10 protein-coding genes are annotated in these 17,688 nt (G+C 40.7%); 4 read left to right on the forward strand and 6 right to left on the reverse strand.

From position 1 onward, the window contains the following. The first annotated feature begins 89 nt into the window (after positions 1-89). From K8P02_RS17780 to K8P02_RS17795, 4 genes are all read left to right on the forward strand, one after another. On the forward strand, positions 90-959 hold the full coding sequence (locus K8P02_RS17780; RefSeq protein ID WP_002558381.1) for a helix-turn-helix transcriptional regulator: 870 nt from the start codon (positions 90-92) through the stop codon (positions 957-959). Positions 960-1,149: 190 nt separating this feature from the next. Beyond that, entirely contained in the window at positions 1,150-1,842 is a 693-nt protein-coding gene (locus tag K8P02_RS17785) for a fumarate reductase (protein WP_025866862.1), read from the forward strand. Positions 1,843-1,880: 38 nt separating this feature from the next. Beyond that, positions 1,881-3,824 carry a fumarate reductase/succinate dehydrogenase flavoprotein subunit gene (locus K8P02_RS17790; RefSeq protein WP_007482946.1) on the forward strand — a complete coding sequence of 648 codons (1,944 nt, stop codon included), beginning with the start codon at positions 1,881-1,883 and terminating at the stop codon, positions 3,822-3,824. Between the two features lie 30 nt (positions 3,825-3,854). Further along, complete coding sequence (locus K8P02_RS17795) at positions 3,855-4,610, forward strand: succinate dehydrogenase/fumarate reductase iron-sulfur subunit (RefSeq protein ID WP_025866861.1); 756 nt, start codon at positions 3,855-3,857, stop codon at positions 4,608-4,610. A gap of 965 nt (positions 4,611-5,575) precedes the next feature. Here K8P02_RS17795 and K8P02_RS17800 read toward each other — a convergent pair. The 6 genes from K8P02_RS17800 to K8P02_RS17825 form a co-directional block, all read right to left on the reverse strand. Further along, the gene (locus tag K8P02_RS17800) at positions 5,576-6,418 is read right to left on the reverse strand and encodes a helix-turn-helix transcriptional regulator (protein ID WP_007482950.1); all 843 of its coding nucleotides are present in this window, start codon (positions 6,416-6,418) and stop codon (positions 5,576-5,578) included. A gap of 209 nt (positions 6,419-6,627) precedes the next feature. Continuing rightward, positions 6,628-7,917, reverse strand: coding sequence for a DUF4302 domain-containing protein (locus tag K8P02_RS17805; RefSeq protein WP_025866860.1), 1,290 nt, complete (start codon positions 7,915-7,917; stop codon positions 6,628-6,630). Positions 7,918-7,931: 14 nt separating this feature from the next. After that, entirely contained in the window at positions 7,932-8,855 is a 924-nt protein-coding gene (locus K8P02_RS17810) for a zinc-binding metallopeptidase (RefSeq protein WP_025866859.1), read from the reverse strand. Between the two features lie 36 nt (positions 8,856-8,891). Continuing rightward, complete coding sequence (locus K8P02_RS17815; protein WP_025866858.1) at positions 8,892-10,412, reverse strand: RagB/SusD family nutrient uptake outer membrane protein; 1,521 nt, start codon at positions 10,410-10,412, stop codon at positions 8,892-8,894. Positions 10,413-10,433: 21 nt separating this feature from the next. Then, a complete protein-coding gene (locus K8P02_RS17820) occupies positions 10,434-13,781 on the reverse strand; it encodes a SusC/RagA family TonB-linked outer membrane protein (RefSeq protein WP_025866857.1) in 3,348 nt (1,115 codons plus the stop codon). Positions 13,782-13,865: 84 nt separating this feature from the next. Further along, positions 13,866-17,660: a T9SS-dependent choice-of-anchor J family protein gene (locus K8P02_RS17825; protein ID WP_025866856.1), complete on the reverse strand. Its 3,795-nt coding sequence runs from the start codon at positions 17,658-17,660 to the stop codon at positions 13,866-13,868. Positions 17,661-17,688: the final 28 nt, after the last annotated feature.

Genomic DNA, 17,688 nt, shown 5'->3' on the forward strand with positions numbered 1-17,688 from the left:
TTGGACAAAGATATAGCAAAAACATTGAGTATTCATAAAAAAAATAATATCTTTGTTCCCTTAACCAATAACATGTCCTTATTTAATTCATGATAAAAAACAGTTCTTGTAAAAGATTCACCAACTGTGCACAGTGTCCCAAAGCAGCTGAAAGTACACTTGTCTACCGGAGTTTTCCCAGAGGACAACACTTCCCTGCCGATAAATGTACACAGAACTGTATGATATTCATGATAAAAGGCGAACTACTCGTAAATAGCCAGGAATATCCCGGTACCAGCTTGCACTCCGGACAATTTATTCTTCAGGCCATTGGTTCTAAAATTGAAATATTAGCATTGACAGAGGTGGAATACATTGTTTATTGGTTCAACGAACTTCCACAAATATGCGAAGACCATTATCGCGAAATTCTGAATGGCGCCGAAGCTCCGTTGACTTATACTCCTTTAATGATGAATTCCCGCCTTAACGACCTTATAACCAGCCTTAGTGAATACCTGACGGAAGGTATCTCCTGTGGTCCTTTTATTGATTTGAAGTGCCAGGAACTCGTATTCCTTCTCACTTGTTATTATCCCCAGCCACAACTCGCCAGTTTCTTCTATCCTATCAGTACCTATACTGAAAGTTTCCAATATTTCGTTATGCAAAACTATGGGAAAGTCAAAAATGTAGAAGAGTTTGCCCATCTGGGTGGATATACTGTCACAACTTTTCGCCGCCTTTTCAGAAACCTGTATGGTGTACCGGTATACGAATGGATACTCGATAAAAAACGTGAAGGGATTCTTGACGATCTGCAACACACCAAAGAACGAATCACCGACATCAGCACTCGTTATGGCTTCGATTCTTTATCACATTTTGCTCACTTCTGTAAAGCCTCTTTTGGTGATTCTCCCCGTGCTCTTCGATCACGTGCCGCCCAAGGCGAGAAGATCAGCAAGAAAGAATAGTTGACATATCGGTTAATTTCACCATAACAACACAAGCTAACCAGTACATTGACACGTGGATACATTAAAGAATTATTTCTTTAATTCTTTGGTTAATCAATGTATTTCCTGTACTTTTGCACGAAGAGACGTAGACACGTAAAATAAAAATCATAGTTCTAACAATTAAATAATTTAAAATCAATCATTTATGTGGTTAAGTAATTCATCTGTAGGAAGGAAAGTGGTGATGAGCGTTACAGGTATCGCCCTTGTCCTGTTTCTAACGTTTCACATGGCGATGAACCTTGTTGCGATCATCTCGGCTGAGGGTTACAACATGGTTTGTGAGTTCCTGGGAGCAAACTGGTACGCGTTAGTGGCGACTTTAGGACTGGCTGCCCTCTTCGTGATTCACATTATCTATGCTTTCTGGCTGACAATGCAGAATCGTGCAGCACGCGGTAATGAACGTTATGCCGTAGTAGACAAACCCAAAACTGTAGAATGGGCTTCACAAAACATGCTTGTGTTGGGCTTTATCGTAATCCTTGGATTGGGTCTTCATCTGTTTAACTTCTGGGCTAAGATGCAGCTCCCCGAATTGATGCACAACATGGGGTCAGTAGTAGACACTACTTATGCTGCTGACGGTGTTTATCACATTATCAACACCTTCTCTAATCCTGTATACGTAGTGCTTTACCTCATTTGGCTTGCTGCTCTCTGGTTCCACCTTACTCACGGATTCTGGAGTTCTATGCAGTCACTGGGCTGGAACAACAAAGTATGGATCAATCGCTGGAAATGTATCTCCAACATTTATTCAACTATCGTTGTCATCTGCTTTGCCCTGGTAGTAGTCGTATTCTTCGTTAAATCGTTGGCATGCGGCGCTTGCTAAATTTTATAATTGTAACTGATTAAATCGTAAATAGCATTATGACTCAAATAGATTCTAAAATTCCTGAAGGCCAGTTAGCCGAAAAATGGAGTAACTATAAAGCTCACCAAAAACTTGTAAATCCTGCCAACAAACGTCGTCTTGACATTATCGTTGTAGGTACCGGACTTGCCGGCGCATCTGCAGCCGCTTCTCTGGGCGAAATGGGATTCAGAGTATTCAACTTCTGTATCCAGGATTCTCCCCGTCGTGCTCACTCTATTGCTGCACAGGGTGGTATCAATGCAGCTAAGAACTATCAAAATGACGGTGACTCCGTATACCGTCTTTTCTACGATACAATCAAAGGTGGTGACTATCGTGCACGCGAAGCCAACGTTTATCGTCTGGCAGAAGTGTCTAATGCCATCATCGACCAGTGTGTAGCCCAAGGCGTTCCTTTCGCCCGCGATTACGGTGGCACACTTGACAACCGTTCATTCGGTGGTGCACAGGTATCACGTACATTCTATGCCCGCGGTCAGACCGGACAGCAGTTGTTGTTAGGTGCTTATTCAGCATTGAGCCGTCAGGTACAAAAAGGTACTGTCAAGTTGTTTACTCGTTATGAAATGCTTGACCTCGTCATCATCGACGGACGTGCACGTGGTATCATTGCCCGTAACCTTGTAACCGGTGAAATCGAACGCTTCGCAGCTCATGCCGTAGTAATCGGTACTGGTGGTTACGGAAATGCTTTTTTCCTTTCTACCAACGCTATGGGTTCCAACGGCTCTGTAGCTATCCAATGCTACAAGAAAGGCGCTTATTTTGCTAACCCATGTTTCGCACAGATTCACCCGACTTGTATCCCCGTACACGGTGACAAGCAGTCTAAACTGACGCTGATGTCTGAGTCTCTCCGTAACGACGGACGTATCTGGGTTCCGAAGAAAATTGAAGATGCCAAAGCATTGCAAGCCGGAACAAAGAAACCAACTGATATTCCTGACGAAGACCGTGACTTCTACCTGGAACGTCGTTACCCTGCATTTGGTAACCTCGTACCTCGTGACGTAGCATCACGTGCTGCCAAAGAACGTTGCGATGCCGGCTTCGGTGTAAACAATACCGGTCTGGCTGTATTCCTTGATTTCAAATATGCTATCGACCGTCTAGGTGAAGATGTGGTTCGCGCCCGTTATGGTAACCTCTTCGACATGTACGAAGAAATCACCGACGAGAACCCATACAAAACTCCGATGATGATATTCCCCGCTATTCACTATACAATGGGTGGTATCTGGGTTGATTATGAATTGATGACCTCTATCCCGGGTCTGTTTGCTATCGGCGAAGCTAACTTCTCTGATCACGGAGCCAACCGTCTGGGAGCATCTGCTTTGATGCAGGGTCTGGCTGACGGATACTTCGTACTGCCTTACACAATCCAGAATTACCTGGCCGATCAGATTCAGGTTCCACGCTTCTCTACAGATCTGCCTGAGTTTGCAGCAGCAGAGAAAGCTATTAAGGAGAAGATCCAAAAGATTAAAGCCGTTAACGGTAAACACTCCGTTGACTCTATCCACAAAAAACTGGGTCACATTATGTGGGATTTTGTAGGTATGGCTCGTACCAAAGAATCACTGCAAAAAGCATTGAATGGTATCCAGGAAGTGAAGAAAGACTTTTGGACAAATGTACGTATCCCGGGTGATGTAAACGAACTGAACGTAGAACTTGAAAAAGCACTTCGTCTGATTGACTTTATCGAAGTAGGTATGTTAATGGCCCGTGACGCTTTGAACCGTGAAGAATCTTGCGGTGGCCACTTCCGTACAGAATACCAGACTCCGGAAGGCGAAGCACTGCGTGACGATAAGAACTTCTCTTACGTATCCTGCTGGAAATACACCGGTGAAGATTCGGAACCGGAATTGATCAAAGAAGATTTGAACTATCAGTTTGTGAAAGTTCAGACTCGTAACTACAAGTCATAATTCGGTTAATCAATTAAAGGAAAACAAAAAATGGATAAAAATATATCATTCACGCTAAAAGTATGGCGTCAGAAAAGCCCTAAAGCTAAAGGTGCTTTTGAAACATACCAAATGAAAGATATCCCGGGTGACACATCGTTCCTCGAAATGCTGGATATTCTGAACGAACAAATTATTAACGACGGTGGCGAACCAATCGTATTCGACCATGACTGCCGCGAAGGTATCTGTGGTATGTGCTCTCTGTACATTAATGGACACCCACACGGACCTGCAACAGGTGCTACTACCTGCCAGATGTACATGCGTCGTTTCAAAGACGGTGACACAATCACTGTTGAACCATGGCGTTCTGCCGGTTTCCCGGTAATCCGCGACCTTATGGTAGACCGTTCCGCTTATGACAAGATCATGCAGGCCGGTGGTTACGTAAGCATAAACACAGGTGCTCCTCAGGATGCCAACGCTATCCTTATCTCTAAGGACATCGCTGACGAAGCTATGGATGCTGCTGCATGTATCGGTTGTGGTGCTTGTGTAGCTGCTTGTAAGAATGGTTCGGCTATGTTGTTCGTTTCAGCAAAGGTTAGCCAGTTGAATCTGCTTCCACAAGGTAAGGTAGAGGCTGCACGCCGTGCGAAGGCTATGTTGTCTAAGATGGATGAGCTCGGATTCGGTAACTGTACAAACACTCGTGCTTGTGAGGCTGAATGTCCGAAAAACATCTCTATCAGTAACATTGCTCGTCTGAATCGTGATTTCATCCTTGCAAAACTGAAAGACTAAATACTTAGTATTTGATTAATAGCAGAAGAATCCCTCACCAATAATAGGTGGGGGATTTTTATTTCTTAATCCGAAAAGATTGATAATCTAAAAGAATTTGAACTGAGAATAGAAGTAATATACTTTCGTTATTACATAATAGAAGAATTTCTGCAAAATACAATCACAAAGAAACGCCTCTTTCTACAAAGAAATAGAAAACGAAAAAACATTTCATTTCACCTATTAGAGGCTGTTTCAGACAAAAACTTAACCAATTTTCTTAGGAATTAAGAAAATAAATAGAATATCACAAGCTTAATAATTATTAATACATTATATTTGCAAAAAGAAAAGAAGATGTATCACGTATTCAATGCATAAACAGCTAAATTACAGTGCATCTTTTTAGTTGCGCGAACAAATATTTGTGCCAGACTGAAACCGACCAATTTTCATCTCAAACTTCGGCACAGAGAAAGTCCCGCAACCTTTATTGCATATATATGTTATATTTGTGCTTTTTATGCGCAAATAGATTTTTTCGTATATATACAAATAAAGGGAGCGTGGGCTGACTCATTATTCGAAGGAAGGTTCTTGGTCGGACCGCAGTCTAGAATAATGTTTCGGTCACACGCTCTCGTTTTACAAAACAAGCGCCTTCCGAAATATTTGCATCCATTGTTATTATAGAGAGTATTAAAAAGAATTAATGTACACAAGAAGAGGAACAGTGAACAGTTACAAGAAAACAAAATACAGGCATGAAAGCTATTAATATAAAGCCCATTGCCACAAAAAATAACTCTGATTTAATAGTTAATAGAATTTTATCATCCCTTATGTAAGAGAGGATGCCGGCAGCTGATAAATCTTTATGAAAAGCACACGAGCGTGTGTGCAAACTGTCAGGCATCTATTTAGGCAGGGCGTCGCTGTGAAGCGATGCCCTTTTTGGGTATATTCCCTATAAGGAAATGCTATCATTCTTGTCCGGAACGTATGCTACGGGGAGATGCACCAAAGTTCTTCTTGCAAAAATTGGAAAAATGAGGTAGAGACTCAAAACCATATTGGTAACATATTTCAGATATAGTAGCCTGCGTATAACGAAGATCATAGATGATTCCCTCTTTACGACGCTTCATCATCCACTCATAGACGGGTTCATGAAATACAGAATTAAAAATACGTCGGAAAGTGGTTACAGTATATCCTCCTAACTGAGCGAAGTCTTCCACTGTTTTTACTTTAGCATGGTTTTCGAGAACAAAATATTGAAAACTGGTAGTATACTTAGACAACGGATGTACCAATGTAGATAACTCATAATCGGAATAATAAGAACTAAGAATAAAGGCCAGTTCTTTTCGCTTTAATGACAATAGCTCACGACAAATTTTTTCTTTAGACAAATAAGTAGCAGACCCCTCAAGAAAATGCAGCAACTCGGGTACGATCTTTAATGGGGAGAAAATCAGAGGCGGAGTTACCTTATGCATGACATGGTTATATCGTTCTTCACAAAATAGTTCAGGTTTATTAAAACTATAACACACACATTCGGCATCTGCCATGACAAGTATTTCCAGTTTTGAACCAATGGCCTGAAGAATAAACTCACCAGCATGTATCATCGTACCGGCGTACTCCTGACTATTAACAAGTATTTCACCTTTGAGTAAAAAAATGATGAGATTCTCCTCACACTTCTGAGCAGGCTTATGAAACCCTCTCGGATGAGAAGCATGAATAATAGCATTGTTCACTGCCTTAGGACATTCCAAACAGTTCATCGTTACTCCACAAGTGGGGGTACCGGACATAGTAGTATATATTATTTGTTTATGTTTCCCGCAAATGTACAAGAATATTTTAATAGACAAAGCATCCTACAAGAAAAATCCCCAAGGAAAGCAGTAAAAGTTTCACTTGAGGATTTTATTAATCATTATATGCCATCGGATACAGGTCAGTTTGTCTATTTTGAATCTCTTTCCGATATCCTTTCACATACTTGTGACCGGAATAATAGCTAATGTGCTTCTTGTTTCGTTGAAATAATAAACCAATGATTGGGATTAGACACCTTCGTGAATTTTATTTCCTGAGGATAAATATTATTATCAGCCTCAATAATGAACTCATTTTCACTCTCTTTAGTTAAGAAACTTATTATCGGTTCATATGATTTATAATAATACTGCGCGCTCATGGCATAACCCTTCCAAAGAATACGAATTCGATCATCAGTCCCTTCTACTACTTCATATTGAGTAGTATACACGCTTCCTATGTTCTCCTTACAAACAGCCAGAATAGCCTGAAGACTTGTTTCCGGCTCAAATGGATTGGTATATAAACCAAGATAGAAGTCATTAAAGGTAGTTGCAAAGTCATTATTCATGATATAAACCATACTATTCCACAACTGACGGAAGCGGGTACTACTACGCTTATTTGCAAAATACCATGTATCCGTTGTCTGATTAAAAATACGATTGATAGGCAAAGTGCCTATCTCAATTGTATTTTTATCATCTTTGAAAACAAGTTTTCTCTCTGCATCATCCCATTTGAGACTTTCTATGGTTGTACCTCCAATAGTTACAGGATTGGCACACTTCGCTCCATCCGCTGTGAGAATAAATGACATCAGCTTCGTTTCAACCTTGTCATTTACCGTATAAGACAGATTAAAACAGCGCGCAGATGAACTTTTGGCTAACATGCTTATCGACTCTCCATTGAGTAACATGTCCAGATACTTGGTATCCACCAACGATGCCATTTTATCTATGCCTGACAAATATTCGCTCCAGGAAATGTCCGACGACAGTTTGCGCATCTCTATCCTTTGATTTGTTTTCTTACCTTTAAGCATGATCTGGTTGGAATTATGCTCCATGATATAAAATTCATAATCACCTCCGAATCCGACTCCATCCAATTGCGGATCGGAGAATTTATGGAATATCTTATTATATGTGTCAAATGCCAATAATATCCCGTTTTCGTGTTTTAACGTATACATGCCGGATTCTTTCCGGGTATTATCTCCACTTACTGCTTTCTCTGCTGAAAACGTGGCCATGCCGTCCTCGTCAAACGACACAATCAACTGATATCCTCCATATAAAGAGGTATTCGGAAAATATTCCATTATCCATCCATTTTCTGCTCCCTGGAGATCTTTACGGCATGCTTCTTCCTCCTCCGTAAGGCGTTCATTTGAATTTCCACTATAGATCTCCTTTTCCTCTCCTGTACATGCAACTAAAAAGAGAAAAGGTATACTAATCAAAATAAATAATATCTTTTTCATATTCGGTATGATTTTCAAAGTGAATCAATTTCTGCAGAACGTTTTGCAATCACTGTTCTCAATTTATCTATATCGATATTCCAGGCACTTTTCAACCATTCACGAGCTATTTTCAGTTTAGAGAGAATAATTGTTTTTCCATTGCCGGTACCGGTTGCTTGTTTGTCCGGCAATTCTTCTTTGGCCTCTTCATCTGTGAATGTGGCTTGCCGAAGAATTTCGTTCCAAGCTGCATCCGTACGGGTTAAAAAATTGGCAATAACTTCTACAAAGTCCTCCCGGGCTTCACTACTGGCATAATTGCTTACAAAGCCCATACGGTGAGCCTGTTCGTTTGTGCGATTCATCCAGCCCGTAGGAGAATAGTTATTAACAGATATTTCATTAAATTCAGTCGGATAATTTTTTGTCTGATGCAGAATGTGTGCAAACTCGTGGTGCATCGTTCGAAAGTAGTATAAATTTAATAGCTCGATATTGGTTTTATCGAGAGAATTAATTTTATAGAGAGTAACTTTTATTCCTTTATCGGCAGTGCCCAGCACTTCTGTCTTAGAATCCGGATTAACGGCCGACGATCCAATCAAATTGATGATACGCGGACCATATTGTTTCATAAATATTTCTCCGCATACCTCGTCATAAGCCCCCAACCAAAGATGTTTGATGAGTTTAGCCATTTCTTTGGATTTCTCCAGTTCTGCAGGAACCAGATTGTAACTCATATCGCTTTCAATGTCTTCAAACCGGTACTTCAAGTCAATATTGTATGGCTTTATATAGTTATCCAACAACCAGCTATCAAATTCATTCCGTTCGACCTTTATCTTACCGAATGTGCTTTCATCCAAATCATCTTCTCCACAAGAAGTGAAAGTAGATATACTGATGAAAAACAAGAATGAATATAGAATTATATATTTAAAACTTCGCATCATATTTTTATTTCTTTTTATCATGTATTATAGCTGTTTTTATCTGGGATTTGGAGTTAGTCCCGCGCCAATCACATCTGTTGGTATCTGAATCGCTCTTCTCGGATCATCTACAGTCAATATATCATCACTACTGCCACTTATATTGTGAGTAACTTCAATACCATAGCGTTTGATGTCAAACCAGCGTAGACCTTCATGAATGGTTTCTATCCGACGCAAATGGAGGATACAGTTCACAAAGTTGAGTTGTTCGCCATTTTCGATAGTGAACTTCGGATGTAGTTCCTTCTTTGTTCTTTCTGTAGCTTGACTACCATAATATTGATTGACAGCCGAACGTGAAACCGTTACTCCGGAGGCATGTGTGTCAAACCAAGCCTGTATATCAGCTACAGCCTGGGTATATTCTTTTTGATACACATAAGCTTCGGCACGGCAGAGCAATAACTCATCCGTCGTAAAAGCCGTAGTTACGATATGCGCTTGTCCGATACCCGCCACCTTATCAGTATATTCAAAGAATTCAATCTGTTTGGGAAATACCAATCCATATTCTTGCGTACCGAACAGTTTGTCGAAATATTTAAGCGAACGCTCATTTCCCCAGATACCTGCACTAAGTAAGGTTTCCAGCATTTTTGCAATAGGATGCCCATAACGTCGATACGTCTTATAAACCCCTGTCATACGAGCATAAGCCGATACAGCCGTTTGCAAAAGCAGGTTACTGTTCTCTTCTGCCTTAATATATTGATTCCCTATTTCAAAGTAAGATGAAAGCGAAGGATATGGAGAGTAATCCCGTAGCATATTTGCCGGAGAATTCCCCAATACCTTACTTGCATATTCTATTACTTTGTCATACTTTCTGTAATAGAGATAAAAACGGGCGGCAAAGGCATTGGCGGCTTTGATGTTGAAATGATATTTTGGAATGGAATAAAGTTCATCGTTAATGAGTCCTATACCTTCTTCAATATCTTGTGCAATATCCTCATAAACTAATTTTACCGTCCCCCGGTCGTAATTCTTGCTAACAATTGTCTCTCTTTCTTTTACGTAAGGTATTCCTAAATCTTTATCACTTGTTTGTTCATTATAAGCCTGACAGAAAACGTTAACCAGCATGAAATGGCTGTATGCCCGGCAAAGAAGAGCTTCTCCACGTTGCGCATTCAGTTCATCGGGATTATCCGATAGATCAATTGCCTCCAGCGCCTGGTTGGCAACAGCAATCGCTCCGTAATATCCTTCCCATAAATGCGTCGGAGAATCCGCATTTTTCTGTGTAGAAGGTTGCCACCTGTAATACTCTTCCACTACTTGGTTCAAAGTACCGTAGTTTATTCCATTGTCTTTAATATTATCCGACGAGGCTTCTCCTAACATACAGATAGCAACAGTAGGATAAGCCGATACCAATAAATCGGTAATATTATCTTCCGAATTCAGATTGGCCCTGTTGTCGGGTAATTTATCAAGATAGCTTTCGCATGAAGTACTTATCCATACAAAGATTAATCCGATAAATACATTGATGATATGTCTTAGTTTCATATTCTATTTTTAATCTTGTTTTTATAATCCTAATCTGATAGTAAATGTGAATTGCCTGGGAACAGGAGTAGATACACCACCGGAACGGAAAAATTCAGGATCTTGCCCGTTTAGCTTTGAATCGGCATATAGCAGGAAGAGATTGGTTGCCTGTATTTTGAACTGTAATTTGTTCAATCGGAAAAAGTTCAAAACCTTGGCCGGGAGATCATAGGACAAAGAAATTTCCTTTAACCGGATAAAACCGCCATCAGCAATGCGTACATCCGAATAGTTGTAAGCATTATAGGCCATATTTAAATAAGCATACTGCTGGTTCATGCGGTAACTTACAATAGTAGGTATATTAGTGGTATTTTCATCACCGGCTTTCATCCAACGATTCTTAAACTCTTTAGGCATGGCATCAAGATCAGAATAAGCACTGCTGAAAACCGGATCCAAACGGATTACATTTCCAAAAGAGTAGGTAAGAAATACATTCAGTTTAAAGTTTTTATAAGTAAGGATATTACCAAAACTTCCGGTAATAGTGGGATCAGTAGGACCTTCATATTTTAAGAAACCCAACTTCTCATACTCTTGAAAATTCAGAGTGGAAATTGTTCTTTGACCATCCTGATTGATAAAAGTAGGAAGACCGTCTTCTGTCAATCCGGCAAAAGGTATGGAGAAAAGCGCCCTTACAGGATAACCTTCCCGTCCGAATCCATTTCCTGAGATTAGATCGAGTACGTTCGCATGTGATTTCAGATCCGTTATTTCATTCTTTGTCTTGGAGAAAATAAAATCGGTATTCCAACTGAAACCTTTCTTCTTTATATTCTGAGTGGAGAGAGTCAGTTCTATACCGGACGATCTCATGGAAGCTATATTGGCATATTTGGCAATTGTTCCACCGGCTCCCTGGGTATTGATTACTCCAATCAAGTCAAAATTATTACGCCGGTAATAATCTGCCGCAAGATTGATACGATTATGAAGGAAGCCTAAATCGACGCCCACGTTGAATTCGTGTTTCTTTTCGTAGGTCAGTTCACTGTTCTCAAGTTCCGTAATGCGCATTCCCGACTCTGTGACACTGGCTGAAGGACGCCAAGGCGAATAACTGTTAAGGATCGTTTGCGAATTAGTCACGAAAGCAGGACCACGGTCGGCTGTCAAACTATAAGACGCTTTAAGTGTTGCATGCGACAGAACCGGATGTGAGAAATTAGAATAGAATTTTTCTTCGTGTACGTTCCACGCACCGGCAATATTCCATGTCGGTAACCAACGTGCCGAACGTGATTTACCTAAACGATTGGTACCTTCGTAACGTCCGGTTCCGGTTAATGTGTATTTACCTTCATAAGAGTAGGTACCCATAACGAAGAAAGCTACACTGCGAGTATTGGCAGCCTCATTAGTATAATAATTGGTATTTTCTTCTTTACCCTGTTTGAAAACATTGTAATCATAGAAAGGCGTACCGCCTTTATCATACTGATAACCCCAACCCCGGAACCAGCTCCGGGTACGGTCAATAGAACTGTTTTCAAAACCACCGAAAAAGTTCAGAATATGTGTGTTATTAATACTCGTATTGTAAGTAGCCGTTGCACGGATATCGATTCCCCTCATACTATAATCAGTACGAGTGTAGATACCACCTTCCGGGAGAATAGTAATGGGCAAAGAGTTTATCAGATCGGGATCAGTGTACAATAACGGATTACTATCTCGGATAGTGGCATCTCCCATAGCACGATATGATTCCGCCTGATTGGAATGGTCTTTGATATTATGTTCCTGTCCGGTAGTAGAATACTTAATAGCAGCCAATCCGCTTAATTCCAATCCCTTGACAGGTCTCCATTTGAGTTCTCCCTGAAATTTAAGATCTGCTACATTCAAATCGATATAGTTATTATCCAATTCATGCAGTATATTGAAATCGGCATAGTTACGGGTGTAGTACACCTCTTTGCCATTTTCATCTGTACATTGCAAAGTACGTGAGGTGTTCAGCGCATAGCTGTACGGGTTTATATCAAAGTCGCGTTTTACTTGTCCGTTTACCACATCCAGTTGTTGGCTTAATGTACCGGGGGCAACTTGCTTACGATACGAACCACTTCCTAAAATCAGAGCACTCAATTTGTCTGAAAGATTAAAAGAGGCATTCATATTGGCTGTATACCGGTTTACAGAACTGGCTTTCGTCCAACCGGGATCATTGTAAAGGCTTAATGAAGCATACATACGCGCTTTCTCCGACCCCGTTGAGATACTGACGGAATGTGTTTGGACAATATTCTGATTGAAAAGAATATTAAACCAATCTGTATTCCGCATTTCAGCTTTTTCCAGATATGCATAACGCGCTTCGAGTGTATTGTCCAGCTGATAAGAATCCGTATTGGGATCATATGTATTTATCATCTGATACATCTTACCGTAAACGCCGCTATTAGCAGCACGTGCTGTCTCTGAAAACAGTAGCCAGCCTTTATCTTCCATCTCTTTGTATACATCCATTTGTTCCTGAGAATTCATGATATTGAACTCTGAATAATGTGGAACCATACGATACGTGAGTTCTCCGGTGTAATTAATACTGCTAAGACCTGCCTGTCCGCGTTTGGTTGTGATAACCACTACACCGGCCATTGCTCTGGCACCATATATGGAAGTTGCCGAGCCGTCTTTAAGAATTTGGAAACTCTCTATGTCGTCTGCACTCAGACCCGATATGGCCGAACTGATTAATGTCACTGCATCTCCCGATGAAAGGTCGTCAGTGCTGACATCAACCGCATCCTCCATGATTACTCCGTCTACTACCCACAATGGTTTGGAATTACCATATATGGAAGTTGCACCACGTACCCGAATTTTGGGAGCCGTACCAAAAGTTCCTGAAACATTCTGTACAGATACCCCTGCCGAGCGTCCTTCCAACGAACGGCTTATATCCGGCATACCGTCTATACGGGCTTTGGATGCATCCACCTTATCGGCAGCTCCGGTAAACAAACGTTTATCTACTTTTGACATACCGGTTACTACTACTCCTTCAAGCATTTGAGCGTCCGATTCCATTGCAATTCTCAGATTGGGCTTTGCTTTCACTTCTTGGGGCTTTAACCCGACGTAGGTAATGTGAAGTTTGGCAGACAACGATATTCCTTTCAACAGGAATTTCCCGTCAATATCTGTGATAGTGCCTTGTTGGGTACCCTTTACCTGTACATTAGCTCCTATGACAGGCTCACCATCTTCTGCATAGACGACAATTCCACTCACATCAGTGTTTTGTGCCTGTATCCATTCTGTACATGCCAAAAACATACATAAATAAAACAGCAACAATGATTTTTTACTCATATAATAACTTTTTCTTTAGTGGAAATTTAAAAAAGGGATGTATTTGATGTAAACACATCCCTTTTTGTAGAAACATAACATTAGTTATTTAACCAGAAATTTACTGGTCTTCGTAGCCAACCTGGAAGTTAGAGAGAGAATATATATACCTTTTTCATAGGAATCCAGTTCTATTTTACTTGTATTCCCGGTGTTGAGTATTAATTGCCCGTTTCCGTTATAGATACGAATAATTTGGTAGTCTCCAATCAGACAAAGAGTACGGCCACTTATGTAATATCCGTTGTCCTCTGTCTCTACGTTTTGTACACCTACGTTCGGATCGTTTCCTGTCTTCTCAATCTTTGTAGAGTAGAGGTTGAAAGCTTGTGTACTAACGGGAGATTCAACCATATAACCGAAATAATAAAGCCCATCGGCCGGAACAGTTATACTACCGCTTGCTGTGGCCCTGTCACCGGAATTGTCATCACCGCTTGCTACTAATGTGGTGAAAGCATCCGGCATGTCTTTATCAGCCATATAAAGTCTTACATACTGTTCCGTGCTTTCAGGAGCAGTTGATTTAATGATAATACTATAATCAAAAGTAGCTTTGACAATGTCACCTTTCTTCAGGCTTATTACCGGAGCAACATAAGCACCCGGACATGGTTTATATGTCAAACCAGTATGAGCATCATCTCTGGTGACCTGGGTTTTCATAAATGTTTCATTATTTACCTTTGCAACTGTCCATTGTTCAAAATGGCTCACTGAAGGATAATAATGATACCATTCACTTTCCTTGTTGGCAAAATCTGCAATATACGGCTCTGTTTCTATGCTTAATCCGGTAGTAACAGGATTTTTGATTGTGAAGTAATCCATAAAGAGAGAGCTGCTTAATGTAGCAGTTGATGTACATTTCACCCCGATATAGTAATGCCCATTGGCAGGAATAGTGATTTGCTTCACTACTTTTTGATACTCTCTTCCCTGGACTAATGCCTTTTCGGCTTTGTATATGGACATTGTCATAGCTTCTGTTGTAGGAGCTTCACCTAAAAATACTTCAAAATCTTGTCCGTTCTTTTCAGGAGTAGATGTTCCGCTAATGTTTAAGTAAGTACGATAGAAGAACCCGAAGTCATACGTTCCGGCAGGAATTTCGATACAGCCGGAGAATACCCAGTCGCCATCACCGGATGCAGTACCGGCATGGCGGATTCCTCCTGTTCCGGAATAGGCCGAATTGGCTGCTGTAAAGTTGTTGCCTGTTGCCCAACCACCATTGAATATCCATTGAGAACGTTCCAAGTCTGTTTCCAAATCCCCAACATAAGGAATGGTTGCCGCCTCATAATGGATTACACTGTTTGAGGAGAACATTTTGTTGTTAAAGGCATCACAATCAGATGTTTCCTTTACTTCTCCCAAGAAGAAGTAAGTACCCGGAGTCGAAATATCGGCTTTTTTCTGGAAAGTATATTCTATCGTAGCTCCCGGTTCTATGGTTCCTGTGTAGGTTTCGGAAACTGTCTGAACAGCTTTATCCGCCTCGCTTCCGTCTTTATAGACAACATAACTTAAAGGAACATTCGATATTGCTTTGGCACCATGATTCATAAACGACACAATGATGTCAGCATTTGTCAGATAGAACCCGTCTTTCGCAGAAGAACCAACCGCGTTGATGGCCATATCGTTGTCTTGATCCAAGCGTACATCATCCAGGATAATATCACGTCCGCTACCATCGTTATAAAATGCCAGATAATAATTACCAGCTTCCTCTATATCGAGCAACACATATCCTTGCTTATAGTATTTAACATTATCAATAGGAAGTGTAGCCAAAGGCGCTCCTTCCTTGAAGTCGCTATAAGAATCGGTCTTACCTAAGTATACTTTCAGATTGGAAACACCGCTGGCATATAATGTAGCATAATAGAAAGAGAGGCGTACTTTACCTTTAGGCATCGTGACGGCTGGTGAAATCAACCAATCGTTATGAGTGATTCCACTGAAAGAGTTGATATATGCTGCATACTGTCCTTCTTTGGCAAAAGTAGCTCCTCCGCTGGTAACCTGTGTTACCTCCCAATACACATTATCCTTTTCGGGATTGTAACAGATCCAGTTTTTCCAATTTTCTTCCGGTTCAAAGCCCATTTTGTACGGGAATCCTGCTGCTTCATACACTTGTACTGTGGCAGCTGTTTCGTCATTACCCTTGTCACCGTCTTCTGCCAGTGCACTCCATACTTTTAGTTCATTAGCTCCCAGTTGACTAAAGTCAGCTTTCGTTTCAAAGGTATAATCTATTTTCTGACCTACGGATAGTGCCGCAATCACGCCGTCTATTACCACCCCATCATTCAACCGGTAATGAACAGGAATATTTTGCAAATCATCTTTACCGATGTTCATAAACGTAGCCGTAACGGTAACCGAATTGTTTTTCATCATGGCATTGGCATAAGGAGAAACGATTTTCTGCGCAACTACATCATTATAGGGATCACAGATTTCTATATTGCGCATCAATAGTTGTGAACCGGCAACGCTTGCTGTGAGTCCAAGAGAATATTTACCCAGTTCATTTACATCAATCGTAAAACCTCCTTTTGCCCATTCATACGGCGAAGCCAGCAGTCGCGCTGATGTACCTGTCGGTTCATACTTACTGTAATCGAAATTACCAAGAGAAGCAGTTACCGTGAAACTTTCCCCACACTGGTATTCAAAATTGATACGTACCTTTCCTTGGGGTAACGTAATACAATTACTTGCCAAAATAGCAGATTGCCCCATGTATGGAGAGTATAACCAGCAGTTTTGTACATTTTCCTCATCAGCCCCAAGCCATTTCCAATAAGCGTTCCGTCTACCTTCGGTTGCTGAACTGCGGAGATTTTCCTGTGCATTTTCTATTGTCATCTTATATGGATACTCCATAGAGGTAGTAATAACAACAGTAGCAGACAATGTATCATTAAATAGATTGGCATCGTTAGAAGCTTCTACCCACGTTTTAATAGTATAAACACTGTCTATATTTTGACGTGGCTCTGTAAATTTTATCTTTTCTGTGAATGAGCATTGCTTTTCTTCACCACTGCTCAATGCTTCATTTATATTTTGTATGACAATCGGATTCTTATCAACTTGATAGCATAGTTTATAAGCAGGTGAAGCTGCTCCCGTATTTTTTACCGTCACCTTCAATGCTTGTTCCAGCCTGCAGCCATTCTCGATTCCATCAATAGAAGAGAGAGCTACATCAGGAGATGGAGTTTGAGTCATCTTAATATTATCCAGATAAAGCTTGTTGGCTAAGAAACTACCTGTCGCATTCAGAGCATGTCCGAAATCCCAAAATGCAATATATACTTTCTGGCCTGCATATTTACTCATATCAATCGTATAATTGCCCCATGGCAAAACTCCTTTAGGAATAATGCTGAAAACGGTCTCTTTGAAACTGACCGAATCATTACCGGCGGTGGAGACCAGTACCTTTAGTTCGTAGGGGTTAACGTCTTTAAGGCCGTTATACGCACCGTTGGCTCCCAACATGAAACTCAAGTATTCATTGTTTCCTACTGTGATTTGCGGTGTAATTAGCCAATTGCTTGTCCATAATGCAGAGAGACCTGCACCTGAACTTGTAGACTGAGCAGCTTTTCCACCTTTATAACCGGTCACAAAGGTATTAATGTCCTTGTTATTCACCTGTTCCCATTTAGGGTAGCTGAGCAGGGAATATTCAATACAACGTGTTTCCCAACCTTTCGGTGGAAATTGATCACCCTCAAAATCCTCGTTCAACGATTGTGCGTACGTCGTGGCGACAACAATCAAAAGGAGATGCACAAATAGTAATACTTTTTTCATTTGAATTGTATTTGGAGATTAATAATTG

Source organism: Bacteroides nordii (assembly GCF_019930665.1).
Taxonomy (GTDB): Bacteria; Bacteroidota; Bacteroidia; order Bacteroidales; family Bacteroidaceae; genus Bacteroides; species Bacteroides nordii.